Origin of the sequence: Bradyrhizobium niftali (genome assembly GCF_004571025.1) — a bacterium.
GTDB classification, from domain to species: Bacteria; Pseudomonadota; Alphaproteobacteria; order Rhizobiales; family Xanthobacteraceae; genus Bradyrhizobium; species Bradyrhizobium niftali.
Map to the genome: position 1 here is coordinate 315,156 of NZ_SPQT01000002.1, position 15,774 is coordinate 330,929.

A 15,774-nucleotide genomic window follows, 5' to 3' on the forward strand; every position below is an offset into this window, starting at 1 on the left:
TCCCGGATCAGGATTGATGACGTTCACTACGGCGCGTGAGACGGCGCGGCGAGGATTCCTTGAGCGACTTTCCACGGCCAGATAGACTCGGATTTGTCATGAAGTAGTTGTGGACGTTGAAAGGCTCCTCGCCCTTCGCGGTCTTCATACGCGTCGAGGACCCGTCCGGCAACAATTGCCAGCTCTGCTCATTGTCCTTCAGATTCGCGACCATGATCTGTTCGAGAACCTGCTGATGCACCGTGGGATTTTGCAGCGGACACAGCACCTCGACGCGGCGGTCGAGGTTGCGCGGCATCATGTCGGCCGAGGAGATATACACAGCCGCTTTCGCGCTCGGCAGCCCCTGGCCCATGCCGAAGCAGTAGATTCGGCCGTGTTCCAGGAAGCGCCCGATGATCGACTTGACGCGGATGTTCTCCGACAGGCCGGGAATGCCGGGCCTGAGGCAACAGATGCCGCGCACCACGAGCTCGACCTGGACGCCGGCCTGCGAGGCCTCGTAAAGCGCGTCGATGATGTCGGGGTCGACCAGCGCGTTCATCTTCATCCAGACCGCGCCGGGGCGGCCATGCCGCGCATGCGCGGTCTCGCCCTGGATGTGCTCGATGATGCGCTTGCGCAAGGTCAGCGGCGACACCGCCATCTTTTCCAAATCGCTCGGCGCGGCATAGCCGGTGATGAAGTTGAAGACGCGCGCGGCGTCGCGGCCGATGGTCGGCTCCGAGGTGAAGTAGGAGAGGTCGGTGTAGATGCGCGCGGTGACCGGGTGATAATTGCCGGTGCCGGTGTGGACGTAGGTCGTGAGGCTGCCGCCCTCGCGGCGCACCACCATCGAGAGCTTTGCGTGCGTCTTCAGTTCGAGGAAGCCGTAGACGACCTGCACGCCGGCGCGTTCGAGGTCGCGCGCCCAGCGGATGTTGGCCTCCTCGTCGAAGCGCGCCTTCAGCTCGATCAGCGCGGTGACGGACTTGCCGGCCTCGGCGGCTTCGGCGAGCGCGCGCACGATCGGCGAGTTGTTGGAGGTGCGGTAGAGCGTCTGCTTGATCGCGACGACATCGGGATCGCGCGTTGCCTGCTGGAGGAACTGCACCACCACGTCGAAGGATTCGTAGGGGTGATGGACGACTAGGTCCTTCTGCCGGATCGCGGCAAAGATGTCGCCGCCATGCTCGCGCACGCGCTCGGGATGGCGTGGCACGTAAGGGGTGAATTCGAGGTCGGGCCGGTCGAGGCGGGTGAGCTGCGAGAGCTCGTTCATGGCGAGCACGCCGTCGACCAGGAATACTTCGTCGTCGGCGGCGGAGAGGGCATGCTGCACGAAGCTGCGCAGCTGCTCCGGCATCTTGGCGTCGATCTCGAGCCGGATCACCGATCCGCGGCGGCGGCGCTTCAGCGCGGTCTCGAACAGGCGGACGAGGTCCTCGGCCTCTTCCTCGATTTCGAGCTCGGAGTCGCGGATGATGCGGAAGGCGCCCTGGCCATGCAGATTGTAGCCGGGGAACAGGCGGTTGATGAACAGGGCGGTGGCCTGTTCCAGCGAGATCAGCCGTACCGTGCCCTCCGCCGGCAGGCGAATGAAGCGGTCGATCTTGCCGGGCATGCGGATCAGCGCGTTCATCTGCTTGCCGTCGGCGGCGCGCGTGAGCTGGAGCGCGATGGTGAAGCCGAGGCTCGGGATGAACGGGAAGGGGTGGGCCGGGTCGATCGCGAGCGGCGTCAGCAGCGGGAACACGTTGTTGAGGAAGTACTCCTCGATCCAGGTCCGCTCCGCCTTGGTGACCTCCTTGCCGTCCACCAGCACGATGCCGACATCGGCCAGCGTGGCGCGCAGGTCGCGCCAGATCGCCTGCTGGTCTGAGGCAAGCTGGGAGACGGTGCGGTTGATCAGCGCGAGCTGCTCGGACGGCGTCAGGCCATCGGGGCTGCGCTCGGAAATGCCCTCGCGCACCTGGGCCTTGATGCCGGCGACGCGGACCATGAAGAATTCGTCGAGGTTATTGGCGGAAATCGACAGGAATCGCACCCGCTCCAGCACGGGATGGTTGGGATTGACCGATTCCTCCAGGACGCGGCGGTTGAAATGCAGCCAGGAGAGCTCGCGGTTGATGAATCGCTCGGGACTCGAGGCGATCGCCGGCAGGCTCTCGGCTTCCGCGTCTTTTTCTTTTGTTTCAATAGCTTGAGCGGAGTCCATGAGAAGTCGGTCCATCCAGTTTGCCCCAATTTGCGACCAACGCGCAAAACCGGCGGGAGCATGTGTTAGGGCGATGACGTTTCGATGACATTGATGTTCCGCAGTTCCGCGCCGTCAAGCGGCGTTGGGGGCGGGGTCAGGCGTCCCGGAGCAGCTCGGCGGCCAGCGCCCGGGTCACGGGGCGGCCAAGCCGCAGGGCCTCGCTGTCGAGCAGTTCCACGGCCTGCCGGGCGGCGGCCGAGGATCGCTCCAGGCGCGTGGCGAGGTAGCTCACCACGCTCTCGTCCACGGTGAGCTGGCGGTCGGCGCAGAATTTGACGATCAGGCCACGGAAGAGCTGGTCGTCGGGGGGCAGCAGCGTGACCACCGGTACCGCGCGCAGCCGCGAGCGCAGGTCGTGGAGCTCGATGTCCAGCGAAGCCGGCACCTCGCGCCCGGTGAAGAGGATATAAGCGCCGTCCTCGCGGGCGAGGTTCATCAGGTGGAAGAGGGCGCGCTCGTCAAAGTCCTTGGCCTTGAGATCCTCGACCACCAGCGCACCGGTCGCGAGCGCACCGGGAACGCCTGCGGCGGTCAACGCATTGGCCGTGGTCGAGCGGGCGCCGGCCTCCGCGGCCCAGATCGCGGCGAGATGGCTCTTGCCGCTGCCTTCGGGGCCGGCCAGCCACATGATCCGGTTCGGCCATTCCGGCCAGCCGTCGATCAGGGCAAGGCCGGCAGCGTTGGCGGGGCCTTCGAGGAAATTGTCCCGGCTGAGGCTCTCCGCGTGCGGAAGCGAGAACGCCAATTGTCGGGGGTGAACGCGGCCTGCCACGCTTGCTTTGCTCCATGCCGGACGGCCGGCCTCGGTTGAAAGATTCGACCTATCGGGCGTGAGTTGGCCCTTTGCGGGGCCGGTTCACGCTCATTTGGCCTCGATCGTGCTCATGTGCCGCACCCACTCGACGAGATAGAGCGACACGGAGGAGAGCGTGAAGATCGTGACGAGACCCATCAGGATAATATCATAGGGCGCCGGCTTGAAACCGAAGGCAAGCGCGGCCAGCACCAGCGCTGCGAATGCCACCTGGGCGACCGTGTTGAGCTTCGACACTTTCGACGGCTTCATCTCGACGGGCCGGTCGAACAGCCAGGACACGATCACGGCGGCGACGATCATGATGTCGCGGGATACCACCAGGATCACGATCCAGCGCGGAATCGCCCCCCAGATGCCGAGCGACATATAGATCGAGACGAGCAGCGCCTTGTCAGCGAGCGGATCGAGCAAGGCGCCGAGCTCGCTTGTCATGTTGAAGCGCTTGGCGAGGAAGCCGTCCACGGCATCGCTGATCCCGGCGATCAGGAAGACGGCGAAAGCCACCTCCATTTGGCTCGACACGATGGCCCAGACAATGATCGGGACCAGCATGATGCGGCCCAGGGTAATGATGTTCGGAATACTCACGCGGCGCTTCCCGGCACCCGGCCTGACCTCGAATCCGGCCTCTTTGAAGGCTGAACCCGTTGATATCTACATAGTATGGCGCCGAGCGCCATGCGAGCCATTGCGCGTCCCCGGAATTCGACGTAACCAGCCGCAAACCCACTGGAAATCGGGCATGACCGACCGCAAAAACGGCCTCACTTACGCCGATTCAGGCGTCGACATCGACGCGGGCAACCGCCTGGTCGATCTGATCAAGCCGATGGTGCGCGCCACCGCGCGGCCCGGCGCCGACGCCGAGATCGGCGGCTTTGGCGGCCTGTTCGACCTCAAGGCGGCCGGTTTCAAGGATCCCGTCCTGGTCGCCGCCACCGACGGCGTCGGAACCAAGGTCAAGATCGCGATCGAGACCGGCCTGCATGGCGGGATCGGCATCGACCTCGTCGCCATGAGCGTCAACGACCTCGTGGTGCAGGGCGCCGAGCCGCTGTTTTTTCTCGACTATTTCGCCTGCGGCAAGCTCGACCCGGAGGCGACGGCCGCGATCGTCGCCGGCGTCGCCGAAGGCTGCCGGGAATCCGGCTGCGCCCTGATCGGCGGCGAAACCGCCGAGATGCCCGGCCTCTACAAGGACGGCGACTATGACCTCGGCGGCTTTGCCGTCGGCGCCGCCGAGCGCGGTACGCTGTTGCCGCGCAAGGACATCGCGGCCGGCGACGCCGTGATCGGTCTCGCCTCGTCGGGCGTGCATTCCAACGGCTTCTCGCTGGTGCGCAAGATCGTCGAGCAGTCCGGCCTCGGCTTCGGGGCGCAGGCGCCGTTCGCGCCCGTCATGACGCTCGGCGGCGCGCTGCTGACGCCGACGCGCCTCTACGTCAAATCCTGCCTGCGCGCGATCCGCGAGACCGGCGCGGTGAAGGGGCTCGCCCACATCACCGGCGGCGGTTTCACCGACAACATTCCGCGCGTGCTGCCGAAGAATCTTGGCGTCGGCATCGATCTGGAACGCCTGCCGGTGCTGCCGGTGTTCAAATGGCTGGCCGCGCAGGCCGGCATCGCCGAGCTCGAAATGCTGCGCACCTTCAACTGCGGCATCGGCATGATCGCGATCGTCGAGCCGGACAAGGTCGACAAGGTGATCGAGGTCTTCGCCGACGCCGGCGAGACCGTGGCGCAGCTCGGCACCGTGATCCCGGCCGAGGGCGAGCACCGTGTCGTCTATAACGGCCACCTCGACCTGGCGCTGTGATGAAGCGCCGCGTCGCCATCCTGATCTCCGGCCGCGGCTCCAACATGTCGGCCCTGATCAGGGCTGCCGCCGCGCCGGATTTTCCGGCGGAGATTTCGCTCGTGATCTCGAACAAGGCCGACGCGCTCGGGCTCGAACGGGCCAGGGCGGGCGGCGTAAAGACCCTGGTGATCGAGAGCAAGCCGTTCGGCAAGGACCGCGCCGGCTTCGAGGCGGTGCTGCAGGCCGCGCTCGATCAGCACGACATCGAGCTGATCTGTCTCGGCGGCTTCATGCGCCTGTTTACGGCCGAATTCACCAAGTCCTGGTACGGGCGGATGCTCAACATCCATCCCTCGCTGCTGCCGTCGTTTCCCGGCCTCGACCCGCACGGCCAGGCGCTGCGCGCCGGCGTAAAACTGTCTGGCGCGACGGTGCACTTCGTCATCCCCGAGACCGATGCCGGCCCGATCGTGATGCAGGGCGCGGTTCCCGTCAGCGACCACGATACGGCGGACACGCTGTCGGAGCGCATCCTCGAAGTCGAGCACCGCATCTATCCGGAAGCGCTACGGCTGCTGGCGACCGGCAAGGTCCTGATCGAGGGCGATGTCTGCAAGACGGCGGGAAGTGGGCCGTCGGAGAATTTCCTGATTGCGCCGGTGGTGCGCTGAGGCGCCGCGCGTTTCGTCGTCACAAACAAAATCCCCCGGCAGAGCCGGGGGCAACGTCGTGATGTCTCGCGTGTGAGACGAGAGATCAGGAGACCTTGAGGTTCTCCGCGGATGATTTTCCGCGGTTCTCCACGAGGTCGTATTCAACCACCTGGTTTTCGTTGAGGGTGGAGAGTCCGGCACGCTCGACGGCGGAGATGTGGACGAACACGTCCTTGTCGCTGCCGTTCGGCTTGATGAACCCATAGCCCTTGGTCGGGTTGAACCATTTGACGGTGCCCTTTTGCGGCATCGCTAGTCTCCTCCGCTAGATAAAAAAAAGACGCGGCCGCTTTTCGCGTGCCACGCCACAAACGGGCTTCCGGAAGTCTGTTCGAGTCTTGAGTCTCAATGTCGCGAAACGCACAGTCGAGCGGCCAATTCCGATTGTGTCCGATATTGCAACACGAAAATCGCGCATTAGCAAGCCGCGCGCGAATTTCAAGACCCCAACCGGAAGTGCCCGCCTGCAATTTCCGACCTGTGGCCGCGGAACCACAATCGGGAGCAATCACCCTCGTCTGGAGGCCCCAGCCGGTTGACCCTCTGTAACAGTTCGGCGCAAATCGTGGCATGCGAGCGCCGCTCGTGTTGCATTTTTGCGCGCCGCCATTTTGCTTCGGGATTTGTGGTCATGAGCTGCCCATCGCAGCCCTCCGGGACACGGCAGACGACCGGGTTGGACCGCGTCCGCCGGGTTGCGATTGCGATGGCTGTTGCGTTCGTCGCGATGATGTCGGCGGCCACGCCAGGCTTTGCACAGAGCCCGACGCCGACGCCGACACCCACGCCGATACCATCACCGACTCCCATTCCCGTACCGAGTGCGACCACGCTCGATCTCGGATCGAACTTCCTGGAGCGGCTCGGCAACCGGGCGTCGGGCGGCATCGACCGATCGCTGCGTACCAATCCCGGCGGTGGCGGCGCGTCCGAGAGCACGGAGGATCCGCGCTACCGCACCTGGTTCGAGGGTTATGGCATCTCGGTCCGGACCGATGCGCAGGGCGATTTCGTCGGCGACAAGCGCAAGACCGTTGGCAGCGTCGCCGGCTTCGGTGCGCGGCTTGCGCCGGGCGTCAACATCGGCTTCTCCGTCGACCAGAGCCACACCGATATCGACGTGCCGCTCGCGCTCCAGTCGGCAACGCTCGATTTGACCCAGGTCGGTTTCAACGGCTCCATCGACAAGGGTCCGTGGACCTGGGCTTTCGCGGTGGTGCACGGTTTCGGCAAGGTGCGTTCCAGCCGGGACACCGGCTTTGGCCTTGCCACAGCCGGCTATCATGCCGCGGTCGACGGCGCACTGACGGAGATCAGCTACTACTGGACCAAGGATCAGATGCGCGTCGTGCCCAAGGGCGCGCTCGAATATGTCCGCGCCACCAGTGCGGCGTACCAGGAGGCCGGTGGCCTCGATCCGCTCAACGTCGGCTCGACGGCGCTCTCGCGCGCGCGTGTCATGATCGGGGCCGAGGTCGGGCGCTACTTCATCTTCGGCCAGAAGATTCTGGATCTCTCGGCCTACGGCAAGTTCGTCGACAATTTCTACCAGAACCTTGGCTCGGTCCAGGTCAGCCTGGGGACCGCGAGCATCGTCGTGCCCGGCATCGGCGAGAGCCGCTACGGCATGGATGCCGGCGCCTCCGCCTCGCTCAGCCTGACCAACACCGCGCGGCTCTACATCAATTACGACGGCAAGTTCCGCAACGAGCTCACCTCGCACCAGGGCACGGTCGGCTTCGAATATCGGTGGTGAGGCGCAGCTCGCCGGCGCCTATGTCGGCGTCGCTGCGATGTAACCGGTGAGCCCAAAGCCTTCGCGCGCGGCCGTCATCATCGGCACCAGCGCGTTCGGATGGATGAACTCATCGCGGAAGCAGGGATAAGTCCTGGGATCGAAGATCTTCTTCAGCCAGTCGATCACGATCTTGTGGCGCTCGGAGTCGCGAAACTCCTTGTGATAGGTGAGCCAGAGGTCGGCGTGGTGGCTCACGCCGAGATCGACGGCAATGAACGGTGCGCCGAGCGCGATCGACACCGTCGGCAGGAAGCCGATGCCGGCGCCGCGCTCGACCGCGTAGAGTACGCCGACCGAGGAGTTGGTCTTGATGCCGACGATGCCCTCGAGCGATTTGAGCCCGAGCACGCGGGCGTAGGCCCCGTCGTCGACCTGCGGAGCACTCTGCTTGATGATGCGGTGGTTCTTCAATTCGGCGAGCGTCGTCGGCAGGCCGTAGAGGCTTTCGTACTCCTTGGAGACGAAGGGGTAGATGTGCAGACGGCCGAGCTTTGCGACGATCAGATCGGGGTTGGTCGGCGGCTCGAGCTGGATCGCGATATCGGACTCGAGCCGCGCGACGTCGGCCTGCTCCATCGCGCAGCGCAGATCGACGGTGATCTTGCGATAGGTTTTCTGAAAATCGATCAGCCGCGGCAGGATCCAGAAATTACCGGGGCCCTCCGTCACTGCGACGCGCACGGTGCCCGACGTATCGTTCGACGAGCGCGATGCGCGCCGGAAGACGTTGAAGGCGTGACGCTCCATATGCGCGACGTCGGCAATCATCGCGGTGCCTTCGTCGCTGAGCGTGAGCCCGCTCTGGTCGCGCAGGAACAGCTTGCAGCCGATGCTCTCTTCGAGCCGGTCGATCCGGCGCATCAGCGTCGTTGAGGTGAGGCCGAGTTCTTCGGCGGCGTTGCGAAAACTTTTATATTTTGCGCACGCTAGAAATAGTTTCAAATCGTCCCAGGATGCGTCCAGGGCTTCTTCACGGTGCTGCATCATCGCAGCACCCCGGTGCAATAACTGCTGCATACTCCTGATCCCCTACCGCTAAGCTCGACATAGCGGGGCACGAAAGCCGCGAACGATAGAAGGGCGATCAGGGTATGGAAAGGGGCTCCTTTGCCGCAAGGCATGATTTCGACGCGCTGCCGCTCAGTTCGGACGTCGATGTCCGTTGTGCGCAATTTTCTGAAATTGCCGCGCTTTCCGAGATGGCGCGACGGCTGGTGCCCGGCGTGCAGATCGGGACGGCAGAGCTTGCAAAATACTTCACTTTCGATCCTCAAAGCATCCTGACTTTCAGCCGGAACGGCAAGCTGGTCGGTGGCATGGCCTTCCTGTTTCTGAGCGACCGCGGGCACGATGCGTTGTTGCTCGACGAGATATGTCTCACCGCGCCGGAGACGCACTATCTCGCCTCCGCGGAGGAGGAGGTTGCTGCCATCTACATCTGGGCGATTGCGGCGACGGGCCGCGGCATCGCTGGTCTCGGCAAGGCCGCGGCCCACCTGCGACAGCTAAGATTTCGCGGCGCGGATTGCTATGCGCAGCCGTCAACCGTGGCCGGACGCGATATCATGAGGGCGACCGGCTTCGAGCCGGTCCCGAGCTTCCAACCCGACCTGTGGTGCTACGAGCGTCCATGGCACCGGCACCCGATGCGCATGCCGGGCGCGATCATCCAAGCAAGGAGTGTTTCAGATGCACGGTACTAGGATTCCTCTCGCGAAGCCCGACTCCCGCGCCGTCACCATCCGCCTTGCGCGCGATCCCAACGATCTCATGCTTGTCACCGCGATCCGCTCGGCGGTCTACCTCGCCGAGCAGGATTGTCCGTTCGAAGAGGAGTTCGACGGCAACGACATGGTGGCCGCGCATTTCATCGGCTTTGTCGGCAACGAGCCCGCCGGCTGTCTGCGGGTGCGTTTCTTCGGCGATTTCGCCAAGGTGGAGCGGCTCGCTGTGCGGCACCAATATCGGCGCTCGCGCGTCTCGTTCAAGCTGGTGCAGGCGAGCGTCGACTATGTGAAGCGCAAGGGGTTTCGCAAGATCTACGGCCAGGCGCAGGACCGGCTGGTCGATTTCTGGGCCCATTTCGGCGCCAAGCCGCTCGGCCACAATCGCAAGATCACCTTCTCGGATTTTTCCTACACGGAAATGCTGCTGGAGATCGAGCCGGGGCCGGACGCCATCACGCTGGACAGCGATCCTTACGTGATCATCCGTCCCGAGGGCGATTGGGACCGGCCGGGCGTGCTCGATGCCTCCGCCGGGCGGGCGGTGACCTCGCCGCTGCGGGACCTCGCGCTCGCCGATCGCTGAAACTGGTGCAGCTTTGCGCAAGACAATGCTGGCTTCCATCAACGATAATCCGCCCATCCTGGTCTGCGCGGATCTCCAGGTCGAATATCTGACCCCCGGGCGTCGCCACGTCATCCTCGACGGCGAGGCCGCCACTGCGCGCTGCCTGGAACTCCTGACGCTGTGGCGCGACAATCTCTGGCCGGTGATGCATCTGAAGCGCATCGCCCAGGCGGCCTGGTTCAATCCGGCATCCAGGCTGACGGATTGGATCGCCGAGACCAAGCCGCGGCCCGGCGAGTTGACGTTCGAGCACCCGCTGCCCTCGGCCTACAGCTCGGCGCGGTTTGTGGATTACATGTCCAATATCCGCAATGTGCGCTGCGTCCTGATTGGCTTCTCCCTGGACGAGACCATCCTCGCCACCGCCGTCGACGGGTTTCACCGCAGCCATCATTATCAGGTGGTGGCGGACGCCGTGGCCTGCCGCCAGCCGGGCGCGGGCGATGCCGCCGCCTACAAGCATGCGGTAGTGAATGTCGTCGCCAACTTTGCTACAATCCAACCCAGCGCCGAACTGATCAGAAGCAGCGGCGCCGTCGCGGTGTAGGTGGCCGCGATCGGCGGATGGATGGGGTGGGACATTGTCACGGGGAGACGAGCTCAAGGAGCTGGCAAGCGACCTGTCGCGGGCTGTCGAGACGGCGCGCCGCGTCGGCTTGCCCACGACGGTCTATCTGCTGTCGATGGCGCTGGTGGAGGTGCGGGAAGCCGCTGCTGCCGCCGACGAGGGTGATGACGACAGCGCGGCCTGAGAGCTGTTCCGTGTGCGGCTTTGTGCAACGCTGCTGAGCGCTTTCTGCCGACGAATTGGCGTTGCAAGTTCTGCATTCTCGCAATAGCCAAGTGATGACGCTGGCCGCGCCGGCGATGTGGCGACCTTGAGGATCTTTCGCAAATGTCCATGCTGCCGAATTCGCAAGAGGCCCGGGATGTGGCCTACCAGCTCCATCCCTACACCAACGCGCGCACCCATCAGCAGGCCGGTCCCCTGGTGATCGAGCGTGGCGAGGGCCCTTACGTCTTTGACGCATCGGGCAAACGCTATTTCGAGGCGATGGCGGGCCTGTGGAGCGTCGGGCTCGGCTTCAACGAGAAGCGCCTGGTCGAAGCTGCGCACAAGCAGATGCAGGCGCTGCCGTTCTACCATACGTTCTCCGCCAAATCGCACGGGCCCTCGATCGACCTAGCCGAGAAGCTGGTGGCGCTCGCGCCGGTGCCGATGAGCAAGGTGTTCTTCACCAATTCCGGTTCGGAGGCGAACGACACCGTCCTGAAGCTGATCGCCTATCGCTCCAATGCGCTCGGCCAGCCGCAGCGCAAGAAGGTGATCAGCCGCCTGCGCGCCTATCACGGCGTCACCATCGCGTCGGCCAGCCTCACGGGCCTGCCGAACAATCATCGCTCGTTCGACCTGCCGCTGCCGAACATCCTGCACACGGGCTCGCCGCACTTCTACAAGGACGGCGCCCCCGGCGAGAGCGAGGAGGCGTTCGCCACGCGCCGGGCCGAGGAGCTCGACGCGCTGATCCAGAAGGAGGGGCCGGATACGATCGCAGCCTTCTTCGGCGAGCCGGTGATGGGGGCGGGCGGCGTCATCGTGCCGCCGGCGACCTATTGGGACAAGATCCAGGCGGTCTTGAAGAAGTACGACATCCTGCTGGTCGCCGACGAGGTGATCTGCGGCTTCGGCCGCACCGGCAAGATGTTCGGCTGCGAGACCTATGGCATCAAGCCGGACGCGATCGTTGTCTCCAAGCAGATCACGTCGAGCTATTTCCCGCTGTCGGCGATCATCCTGAACGACCGCATGTTCGAGCCGATCGCGGACGAGAGCAACAAGATCGGCGTGCTCGGCCACGGTTTCACCGCGGGCGGTCACCCCGTCGGCTCGGCCATTGCGCTGGAAAACCTTAAGATCATCGAGGAGCGCGGCCTGGTTGCGCATGCCGCCGAACTCGGCGCCTACATGCAGGGCAAGCTGCGTGAGCTTGCCAGCCACCCGCTGGTCGGCGAGGTCCGCGGCGTCGGCATGATCGCAGCGCTCGAGCTCGTGATCGACAAGCAGCGCAAGACGGCAGCAGCGACACCCGGCGCCGTCGGCGGCATTGCCAGCCGCATGCTCCAGGAGCGCGGTGTGATCTCCCGCAACATGCTCGATGCCATCGCCATCTGCCCGCCGCTGATCGTCACGAAGAGCCAGATCGACGAGCTGGTGGCAGCGATATCGGGCGTGCTGAACGACATGAAGGCGGAAGTGGCGAAGCTGACGCCGGCGTAGGATCGTGCGTGTCGGTGTGGCCGGAGGAGCCGACCACATCCACCGGTGTCGTCCTGGCGTAAGCCAGGACACATACCGCGTGATTCATCGATGGGGATGGTAGGAGTACCGGGCGGCGAGTCTTCGCCAAACGCCTCCCTGGGGTATCGCGACGAGCGCTGGGCGCTCGCGCGGGGGTCCTGGCTTTCGCCAGGACGACCGCGGGGAGGGACCACGCGCCTAAGCCCGCTGGACCCCGATCACGCGGCCTTTCTCGATCGCCAGCGCCAGCTCGCCGCGCTTGAGCTTCAGTGCGGCATCGCCGAACAGCTCGCGGCGCCAGCCGCGTAGCGCCGGCACGTCGGCCTCGTCACTGGCTGCGATCTCCTCGAGATCGTCGACGGTCGCGATCACCTTGCTTGCGACCGCATGGCGCTCCGCGGTCATCCGCAGCAGGACCTTCAAGAGCTCGACGATGGCTGCACCGTTCGAATTGTTGCGGGGCTTCTCCAGCTTCGGCAGCGTGGAGTGATCCCGCGCCAGGCCGCGCTCGACCGCGGCGACGATGTCCGCGCCCCATTTGGATTTCTCAAAACCCTTCGGCACGGAGCGCAGATGGGCGAGCTTCTCAAGCGTGTTCGGCGCATGCGTTGCGATATCGCTGATGGCTTCATCGCGCAGCACGCGGCCGCGCGGCACGTCGCGGCTCTGCGCCTCCTGCTCGCGCCAGGCCGCGACCTCCATCAGCACCGCGAGATCCTTCGGCTTGCGCACCCGCGTCTTCAGCCGCTCCCAGGCGCGCTCGGGGTGGAAGTCGTAGGTGCGGGGCGAGGTCAGAACCTCCATCTCGATCGAGACCCATTCGCTGCGGCGGCGCTTCTTCAGGTCGGCATCGAGGGCCGCGAAGACGTCGCGCAGATGCGTGACGTCGGACACCGCGTAATGCATCTGCTCCTTGGTCAGCGGCCGGCGCGACCAGTCGGTGAAGCGGTGGGTCTTGTCCGGCCGGTGGCCGGTGACCTTCTCGACCAGCGCGTCATAGGCGATGCTGTCGCCATAGCCGAGCACCATGGCCGCGACCTGGGTGTCGAACACCGGGTGCGGAATGATATTGGCCTGGTGCCAGATGATCTCGATGTCCTGCCGGGCGGCATGGAATACCTTCAGCACGCCCTCGTTGCCCATCAGCTCGAAGAACGGCTTGAGGTCGATGCCCTCGGCGAGGGTGTCGATGACGATCGCTTCCTCGGGGCTGGCCATCTGCACCACGCACAACAGCGGGTAATAGGTGGTTTCGCGCAGGAACTCGGTATCGACTGTAATGACGGGGTGCTTGGCCAACCGGCTGCAGGCAGCCGCGAGGTCAGCGGTGGTGGTAATCAAATCCATGAACGGCCCATGACACTTGATATCAGCCGTTCTGCCGAAAGCGCTGTGATGTCAAGGGGCTCTAAGCGAATTCGAGCCTTGCATCGGGCCGGAATCGCCTGTTTCCGACGAAATTCCTATTCGTAGCGGACCCGGTTCGAGGATTTGCGGGCGCAGGGCAGCGCCAGCACGACCACGCACATGGCGACCAAGGCCAGTCCCAGGAACTCGAAAACCAACAGATCCACGGCAAAATCCCCCGACAGAACCGTTAGACTTGGCGGGAGTGCGTTGAGGGTCTGTTAATTGTCGTGGTTACCGGCGGCGGGCCGGGCCGGATGGTGGACGGGGGGTTAATGGCGCGGACGACCGCCATCACGTCATCAGTTTCGGCAAGGCGGCGGCGAGGGCGTCCACGGCAGCGCGGACCTTTAGCGGCATCCGTGGCGACCGTGGCCACAGGGCGTGGCAGTCGTACAGGAATTCCGGCTGGCCCCCGAAGAGTCCGACCAGCGCGCCGTTGTTGAGGCGTTCGCGGACCAGCCAGTAGGGTAGCCAGGCGAGCCCCATGCCCTGCGTCGCGGCATCCGCGATCGCCTCGAGATCGTCGAGTCTCAGCCTGCCGGCGGGCATGATCTCGCGCGGGGACTGGCCGTCCCGCGGAAACAGCCAAGGCCGGACGCGCCCCGAGCGGCGATAGATGATCGCCTGGTGGGCGGCGAGATCGTCGCTCGATTTCGGCTTGCCATGGGCGCGCAAATAGGACCGCGCGCCGCACACCACCATTCGCTGGCGAGCGATGCGCCGCGCGGTCAGGCCGGATTCGTCGTCGAGATCGCCGGTCCGGATCGCAAGATCGTAGCCGGCCCCGACGATGTCAGCGATCGGATCGCCGAAGGAGAGATCGAGTTCGAGATGCGGATATCTGCGTGCAAGCTTCATCAGCAGGGGAGCGACGCAGTGCCGTCCCTGCAGGGCGGGCATGGTCACGCGCAGCTTGCCGCGCGGTTCGGATAGCTCGTCGAACACGGCGGCGTCGGCAGCTTCGGCCTCGCTGAGCACCGCACGGCAGCGCTCGTAATAGGCCTGGCCAGCTTCGGTCGGGCTCTGACGACGCGTGGTACGGTTGAGAAGGCGCACGCCGAGGCGCCCCTCAAGGAAGCGCACATGCTTGCCGACCATCGGTCCCGACATCTCGAAGGCATCGGCCGCAGCCGCGAACGAGCCAAGTTCGACGGCCCTGACGAACACGGCCATGCTGGTCAGGCGGTCCATATTGAAAACTCCTGGTTTCGACTGTTTGCTTGTTTGGGTGATTTATCCGCTTCCACGGGACCGGCATAGCTCCATTCAGTTCAACTGATTTGGAGTATGTCCATGACCCGCGCCGTTCGCTTTCACCGGCATGGCGGTCCCGAGGTGCTGCGCATCGAGACCGTCGACGTTCCACCGCCGGCAATGGGCGAGGTGCAGATCCGGGTCCGGGCACTCGGTCTCAACCGCGCGGACGCGTTGCTGCGGAGGGGCACGTATATCGAGTCCGCGAAATTTCCGTCCGGCCTTGGTCTGGAGGCGGCCGGCACCGTCGAGGCCGTCGGCGAAGGCGTGGCCGGTTTTGCGCCGGATGACATTGTGAGCATCGTGCCGCCGCTGTCGATGGTGCGATGGCCGGCCTATGCCGAGCTTGCGACGTTTCCGGCCGAGCTCGTCGTGATGCATCCGCCCGAGCTTGGCTTCGAGGTCGCCGCTGCGGTGTGGATGCAATATCTGACGGCCTACGGCGCACTGGTCGACATCGCCGGAGTTGGACAAGGGGACGTCGTCGCCATCACGGCGGCATCGAGCAGCGTCGGGCTTGCGGCCATCCAGATCGCGAACCGGATCGGCGCTGTCCCGGTCGCCCTGACGCGGACCTCGAGGAAACGGCGCGCCTTGCGCGATGCCGGCGCCGCCCACGTGATCGCCTCGGATGACGAAGACATCGGAGCGCGGCTCACGGAGATTGCCGGTCCAGACGGCGTCCGGGTGGTGTTTGACGCCGTCGGCGGTCCCGCTTTCGAGCCGCTGACTGCGGCGATGTCACGGGGCGGAATCTTGATCGAGTACGGCGGGCTGAGCCCCGAGCCGACGCCGTTTCCGCTCTTCCACGTGTTGACCAAGAGCCTAGTCCTGCGCGGCTACCTCGTGCACGAGATCATCCGTGACCCCGCGCGCCTTGCGCGGGCGAAGGCGTTCATCCTCGAGGGTCTGTCGGACGGCGCGTTGAAGCCTGTTATTGCCAGGACGTTCCGGTTCGAGGAGATCGTCGAGGCGCATCGCTTCCTCGAGTCGAACGATCAGTTCGGCAAGATCGTGGTGACGATTTGAGGGCCGTAGGGTGGGTTAGCCCTGCGACTGCGCGAAGCGCAGTTCGCTCGGCGTAACCCACCACT

Annotated in this window: 16 protein-coding genes; 9 read left to right on the forward strand and 7 right to left on the reverse strand. The window is 64.9% G+C overall.

Annotated elements, in window-relative coordinates:
* Positions 1-7 precede the first annotated feature (7 nt).
* From E4K65_RS06665 to E4K65_RS06675, 3 genes are all read right to left on the reverse strand, one after another.
* Positions 8-2,197: an RNA degradosome polyphosphate kinase gene (locus tag E4K65_RS06665; protein WP_167770580.1), complete on the reverse strand. Its 2,190-nt coding sequence runs from the start codon at positions 2,195-2,197 to the stop codon at positions 8-10.
* A gap of 136 nt (positions 2,198-2,333) precedes the next feature.
* The gene (locus E4K65_RS06670) at positions 2,334-3,011 is read right to left on the reverse strand and encodes a P-loop NTPase family protein (protein ID WP_135173466.1); all 678 of its coding nucleotides are present in this window, start codon (positions 3,009-3,011) and stop codon (positions 2,334-2,336) included.
* A 90-nt stretch (positions 3,012-3,101) separates the two neighbouring features.
* Entirely contained in the window at positions 3,102-3,644 is a 543-nt protein-coding gene (locus E4K65_RS06675; RefSeq protein ID WP_027542953.1) for a CDP-alcohol phosphatidyltransferase family protein, read from the reverse strand.
* Between the two features lie 154 nt (positions 3,645-3,798).
* Between E4K65_RS06675 and purM the strand changes: the two genes are divergently transcribed.
* Both purM and purN read left to right on the forward strand, forming a co-directional pair.
* A complete protein-coding gene (gene purM / locus E4K65_RS06680; RefSeq protein ID WP_135173467.1) occupies positions 3,799-4,872 on the forward strand; it encodes a phosphoribosylformylglycinamidine cyclo-ligase in 1,074 nt (357 codons plus the stop codon).
* Positions 4,872-5,525 (forward strand): phosphoribosylglycinamide formyltransferase, encoded by a 654-nt coding sequence (gene purN, locus E4K65_RS06685; RefSeq protein ID WP_167770581.1) that lies wholly within the window; start codon positions 4,872-4,874, stop codon positions 5,523-5,525. The genes purM and purN overlap by 1 nt, the downstream gene beginning before the upstream one ends.
* Before the next feature lie 85 nt (positions 5,526-5,610).
* Here purN and E4K65_RS06690 read toward each other — a convergent pair whose 3' ends face one another.
* Positions 5,611-5,817, reverse strand: coding sequence for a cold-shock protein (locus E4K65_RS06690; protein ID WP_008129967.1), 207 nt, complete (start codon positions 5,815-5,817; stop codon positions 5,611-5,613).
* 381 nt (positions 5,818-6,198) lie between these two features.
* On the opposite strand from E4K65_RS06690, the gene E4K65_RS06700 reads away from it, so the two are divergent.
* Positions 6,199-7,323 carry an autotransporter outer membrane beta-barrel domain-containing protein gene (locus tag E4K65_RS06700; protein ID WP_135173469.1) on the forward strand — a complete coding sequence of 375 codons (1,125 nt, stop codon included), beginning with the start codon at positions 6,199-6,201 and terminating at the stop codon, positions 7,321-7,323.
* Between the two features lie 18 nt (positions 7,324-7,341).
* Here E4K65_RS06700 and E4K65_RS06705 read toward each other — a convergent pair whose 3' ends face one another.
* Positions 7,342-8,382 (reverse strand): LysR family transcriptional regulator, encoded by a 1,041-nt coding sequence (locus E4K65_RS06705; RefSeq protein WP_027542949.1) that lies wholly within the window; start codon positions 8,380-8,382, stop codon positions 7,342-7,344.
* Between the two features lie 74 nt (positions 8,383-8,456).
* Between E4K65_RS06705 and E4K65_RS06710 the strand changes: the two genes are divergently transcribed.
* From E4K65_RS06710 to E4K65_RS06725, 5 genes are all read left to right on the forward strand, one after another.
* Positions 8,457-9,068 (forward strand): hypothetical protein, encoded by a 612-nt coding sequence (locus E4K65_RS06710; protein ID WP_135173470.1) that lies wholly within the window; start codon positions 8,457-8,459, stop codon positions 9,066-9,068.
* The gene (locus E4K65_RS06715) at positions 9,055-9,675 is read left to right on the forward strand and encodes a GNAT family N-acetyltransferase (RefSeq protein WP_027542947.1); all 621 of its coding nucleotides are present in this window, start codon (positions 9,055-9,057) and stop codon (positions 9,673-9,675) included. Before E4K65_RS06710 ends, E4K65_RS06715 begins: the two co-directional genes overlap by 14 nt.
* A gap of 25 nt (positions 9,676-9,700) precedes the next feature.
* Positions 9,701-10,264, forward strand: coding sequence for an isochorismatase family protein (locus E4K65_RS06720; protein WP_135173471.1), 564 nt, complete (start codon positions 9,701-9,703; stop codon positions 10,262-10,264).
* 34 nt (positions 10,265-10,298) lie between these two features.
* Positions 10,299-10,469, forward strand: a complete 171-nt coding sequence (locus E4K65_RS47000) for a hypothetical protein (protein WP_167770582.1) — start codon at positions 10,299-10,301, stop codon at positions 10,467-10,469.
* 143 nt (positions 10,470-10,612) lie between these two features.
* Positions 10,613-11,995 carry an aspartate aminotransferase family protein gene (locus tag E4K65_RS06725; protein ID WP_135173472.1) on the forward strand — a complete coding sequence of 461 codons (1,383 nt, stop codon included), beginning with the start codon at positions 10,613-10,615 and terminating at the stop codon, positions 11,993-11,995.
* 219 nt (positions 11,996-12,214) lie between these two features.
* On the opposite strand, the gene rnd is transcribed toward E4K65_RS06725, so the two are convergent.
* Together rnd and E4K65_RS06735 are read right to left on the reverse strand one after the other, a co-directional pair.
* The gene (gene rnd / locus E4K65_RS06730) at positions 12,215-13,363 is read right to left on the reverse strand and encodes a ribonuclease D (protein WP_027542944.1); all 1,149 of its coding nucleotides are present in this window, start codon (positions 13,361-13,363) and stop codon (positions 12,215-12,217) included.
* A 354-nt stretch (positions 13,364-13,717) separates the two neighbouring features.
* Positions 13,718-14,617 carry a LysR family transcriptional regulator gene (locus E4K65_RS06735; RefSeq protein WP_135173473.1) on the reverse strand — a complete coding sequence of 300 codons (900 nt, stop codon included), beginning with the start codon at positions 14,615-14,617 and terminating at the stop codon, positions 13,718-13,720.
* A gap of 102 nt (positions 14,618-14,719) precedes the next feature.
* Between E4K65_RS06735 and E4K65_RS06740 the strand changes: the two genes are divergently transcribed.
* On the forward strand, positions 14,720-15,709 hold the full coding sequence (locus E4K65_RS06740; RefSeq protein WP_135173474.1) for a zinc-dependent alcohol dehydrogenase family protein: 990 nt from the start codon (positions 14,720-14,722) through the stop codon (positions 15,707-15,709).
* Positions 15,710-15,774 lie beyond the last annotated feature (65 nt).

Coding starts and splice junctions, on each gene's coding strand:
- purM (WP_135173467.1), top strand. CDS start 3,799: ATGACCGACCGCAAAAACGGCCTCACTTACGCCGATTCAGGCGTCGAC.
- E4K65_RS06715 (WP_027542947.1), top strand. CDS start 9,055: ATGCACGGTACTAGGATTCCTCTCGCGAAGCCCGACTCCCGCGCCGTC.
- E4K65_RS06700 (WP_135173469.1), top strand. CDS start 6,199: ATGAGCTGCCCATCGCAGCCCTCCGGGACACGGCAGACGACCGGGTTG.
- E4K65_RS06720 (WP_135173471.1), top strand. CDS start 9,701: ATGCTGGCTTCCATCAACGATAATCCGCCCATCCTGGTCTGCGCGGAT.
- E4K65_RS06705 (WP_027542949.1), bottom strand. CDS start 8,382: ATGCAGCAGTTATTGCACCGGGGTGCTGCGATGATGCAGCACCGTGAA.
- E4K65_RS06710 (WP_135173470.1), top strand. CDS start 8,457: ATGGAAAGGGGCTCCTTTGCCGCAAGGCATGATTTCGACGCGCTGCCG.
- E4K65_RS06690 (WP_008129967.1), bottom strand. CDS start 5,817: ATGCCGCAAAAGGGCACCGTCAAATGGTTCAACCCGACCAAGGGCTAT.
- rnd (WP_027542944.1), bottom strand. CDS start 13,363: ATGGATTTGATTACCACCACCGCTGACCTCGCGGCTGCCTGCAGCCGG.
- E4K65_RS06735 (WP_135173473.1), bottom strand. CDS start 14,617: ATGGACCGCCTGACCAGCATGGCCGTGTTCGTCAGGGCCGTCGAACTT.
- E4K65_RS06725 (WP_135173472.1), top strand. CDS start 10,613: ATGTCCATGCTGCCGAATTCGCAAGAGGCCCGGGATGTGGCCTACCAG.
- E4K65_RS06665 (WP_167770580.1), bottom strand. CDS start 2,197: ATGGACTCCGCTCAAGCTATTGAAACAAAAGAAAAAGACGCGGAAGCC.
- purN (WP_167770581.1), top strand. CDS start 4,872: ATGAAGCGCCGCGTCGCCATCCTGATCTCCGGCCGCGGCTCCAACATG.
- E4K65_RS06740 (WP_135173474.1), top strand. CDS start 14,720: ATGACCCGCGCCGTTCGCTTTCACCGGCATGGCGGTCCCGAGGTGCTG.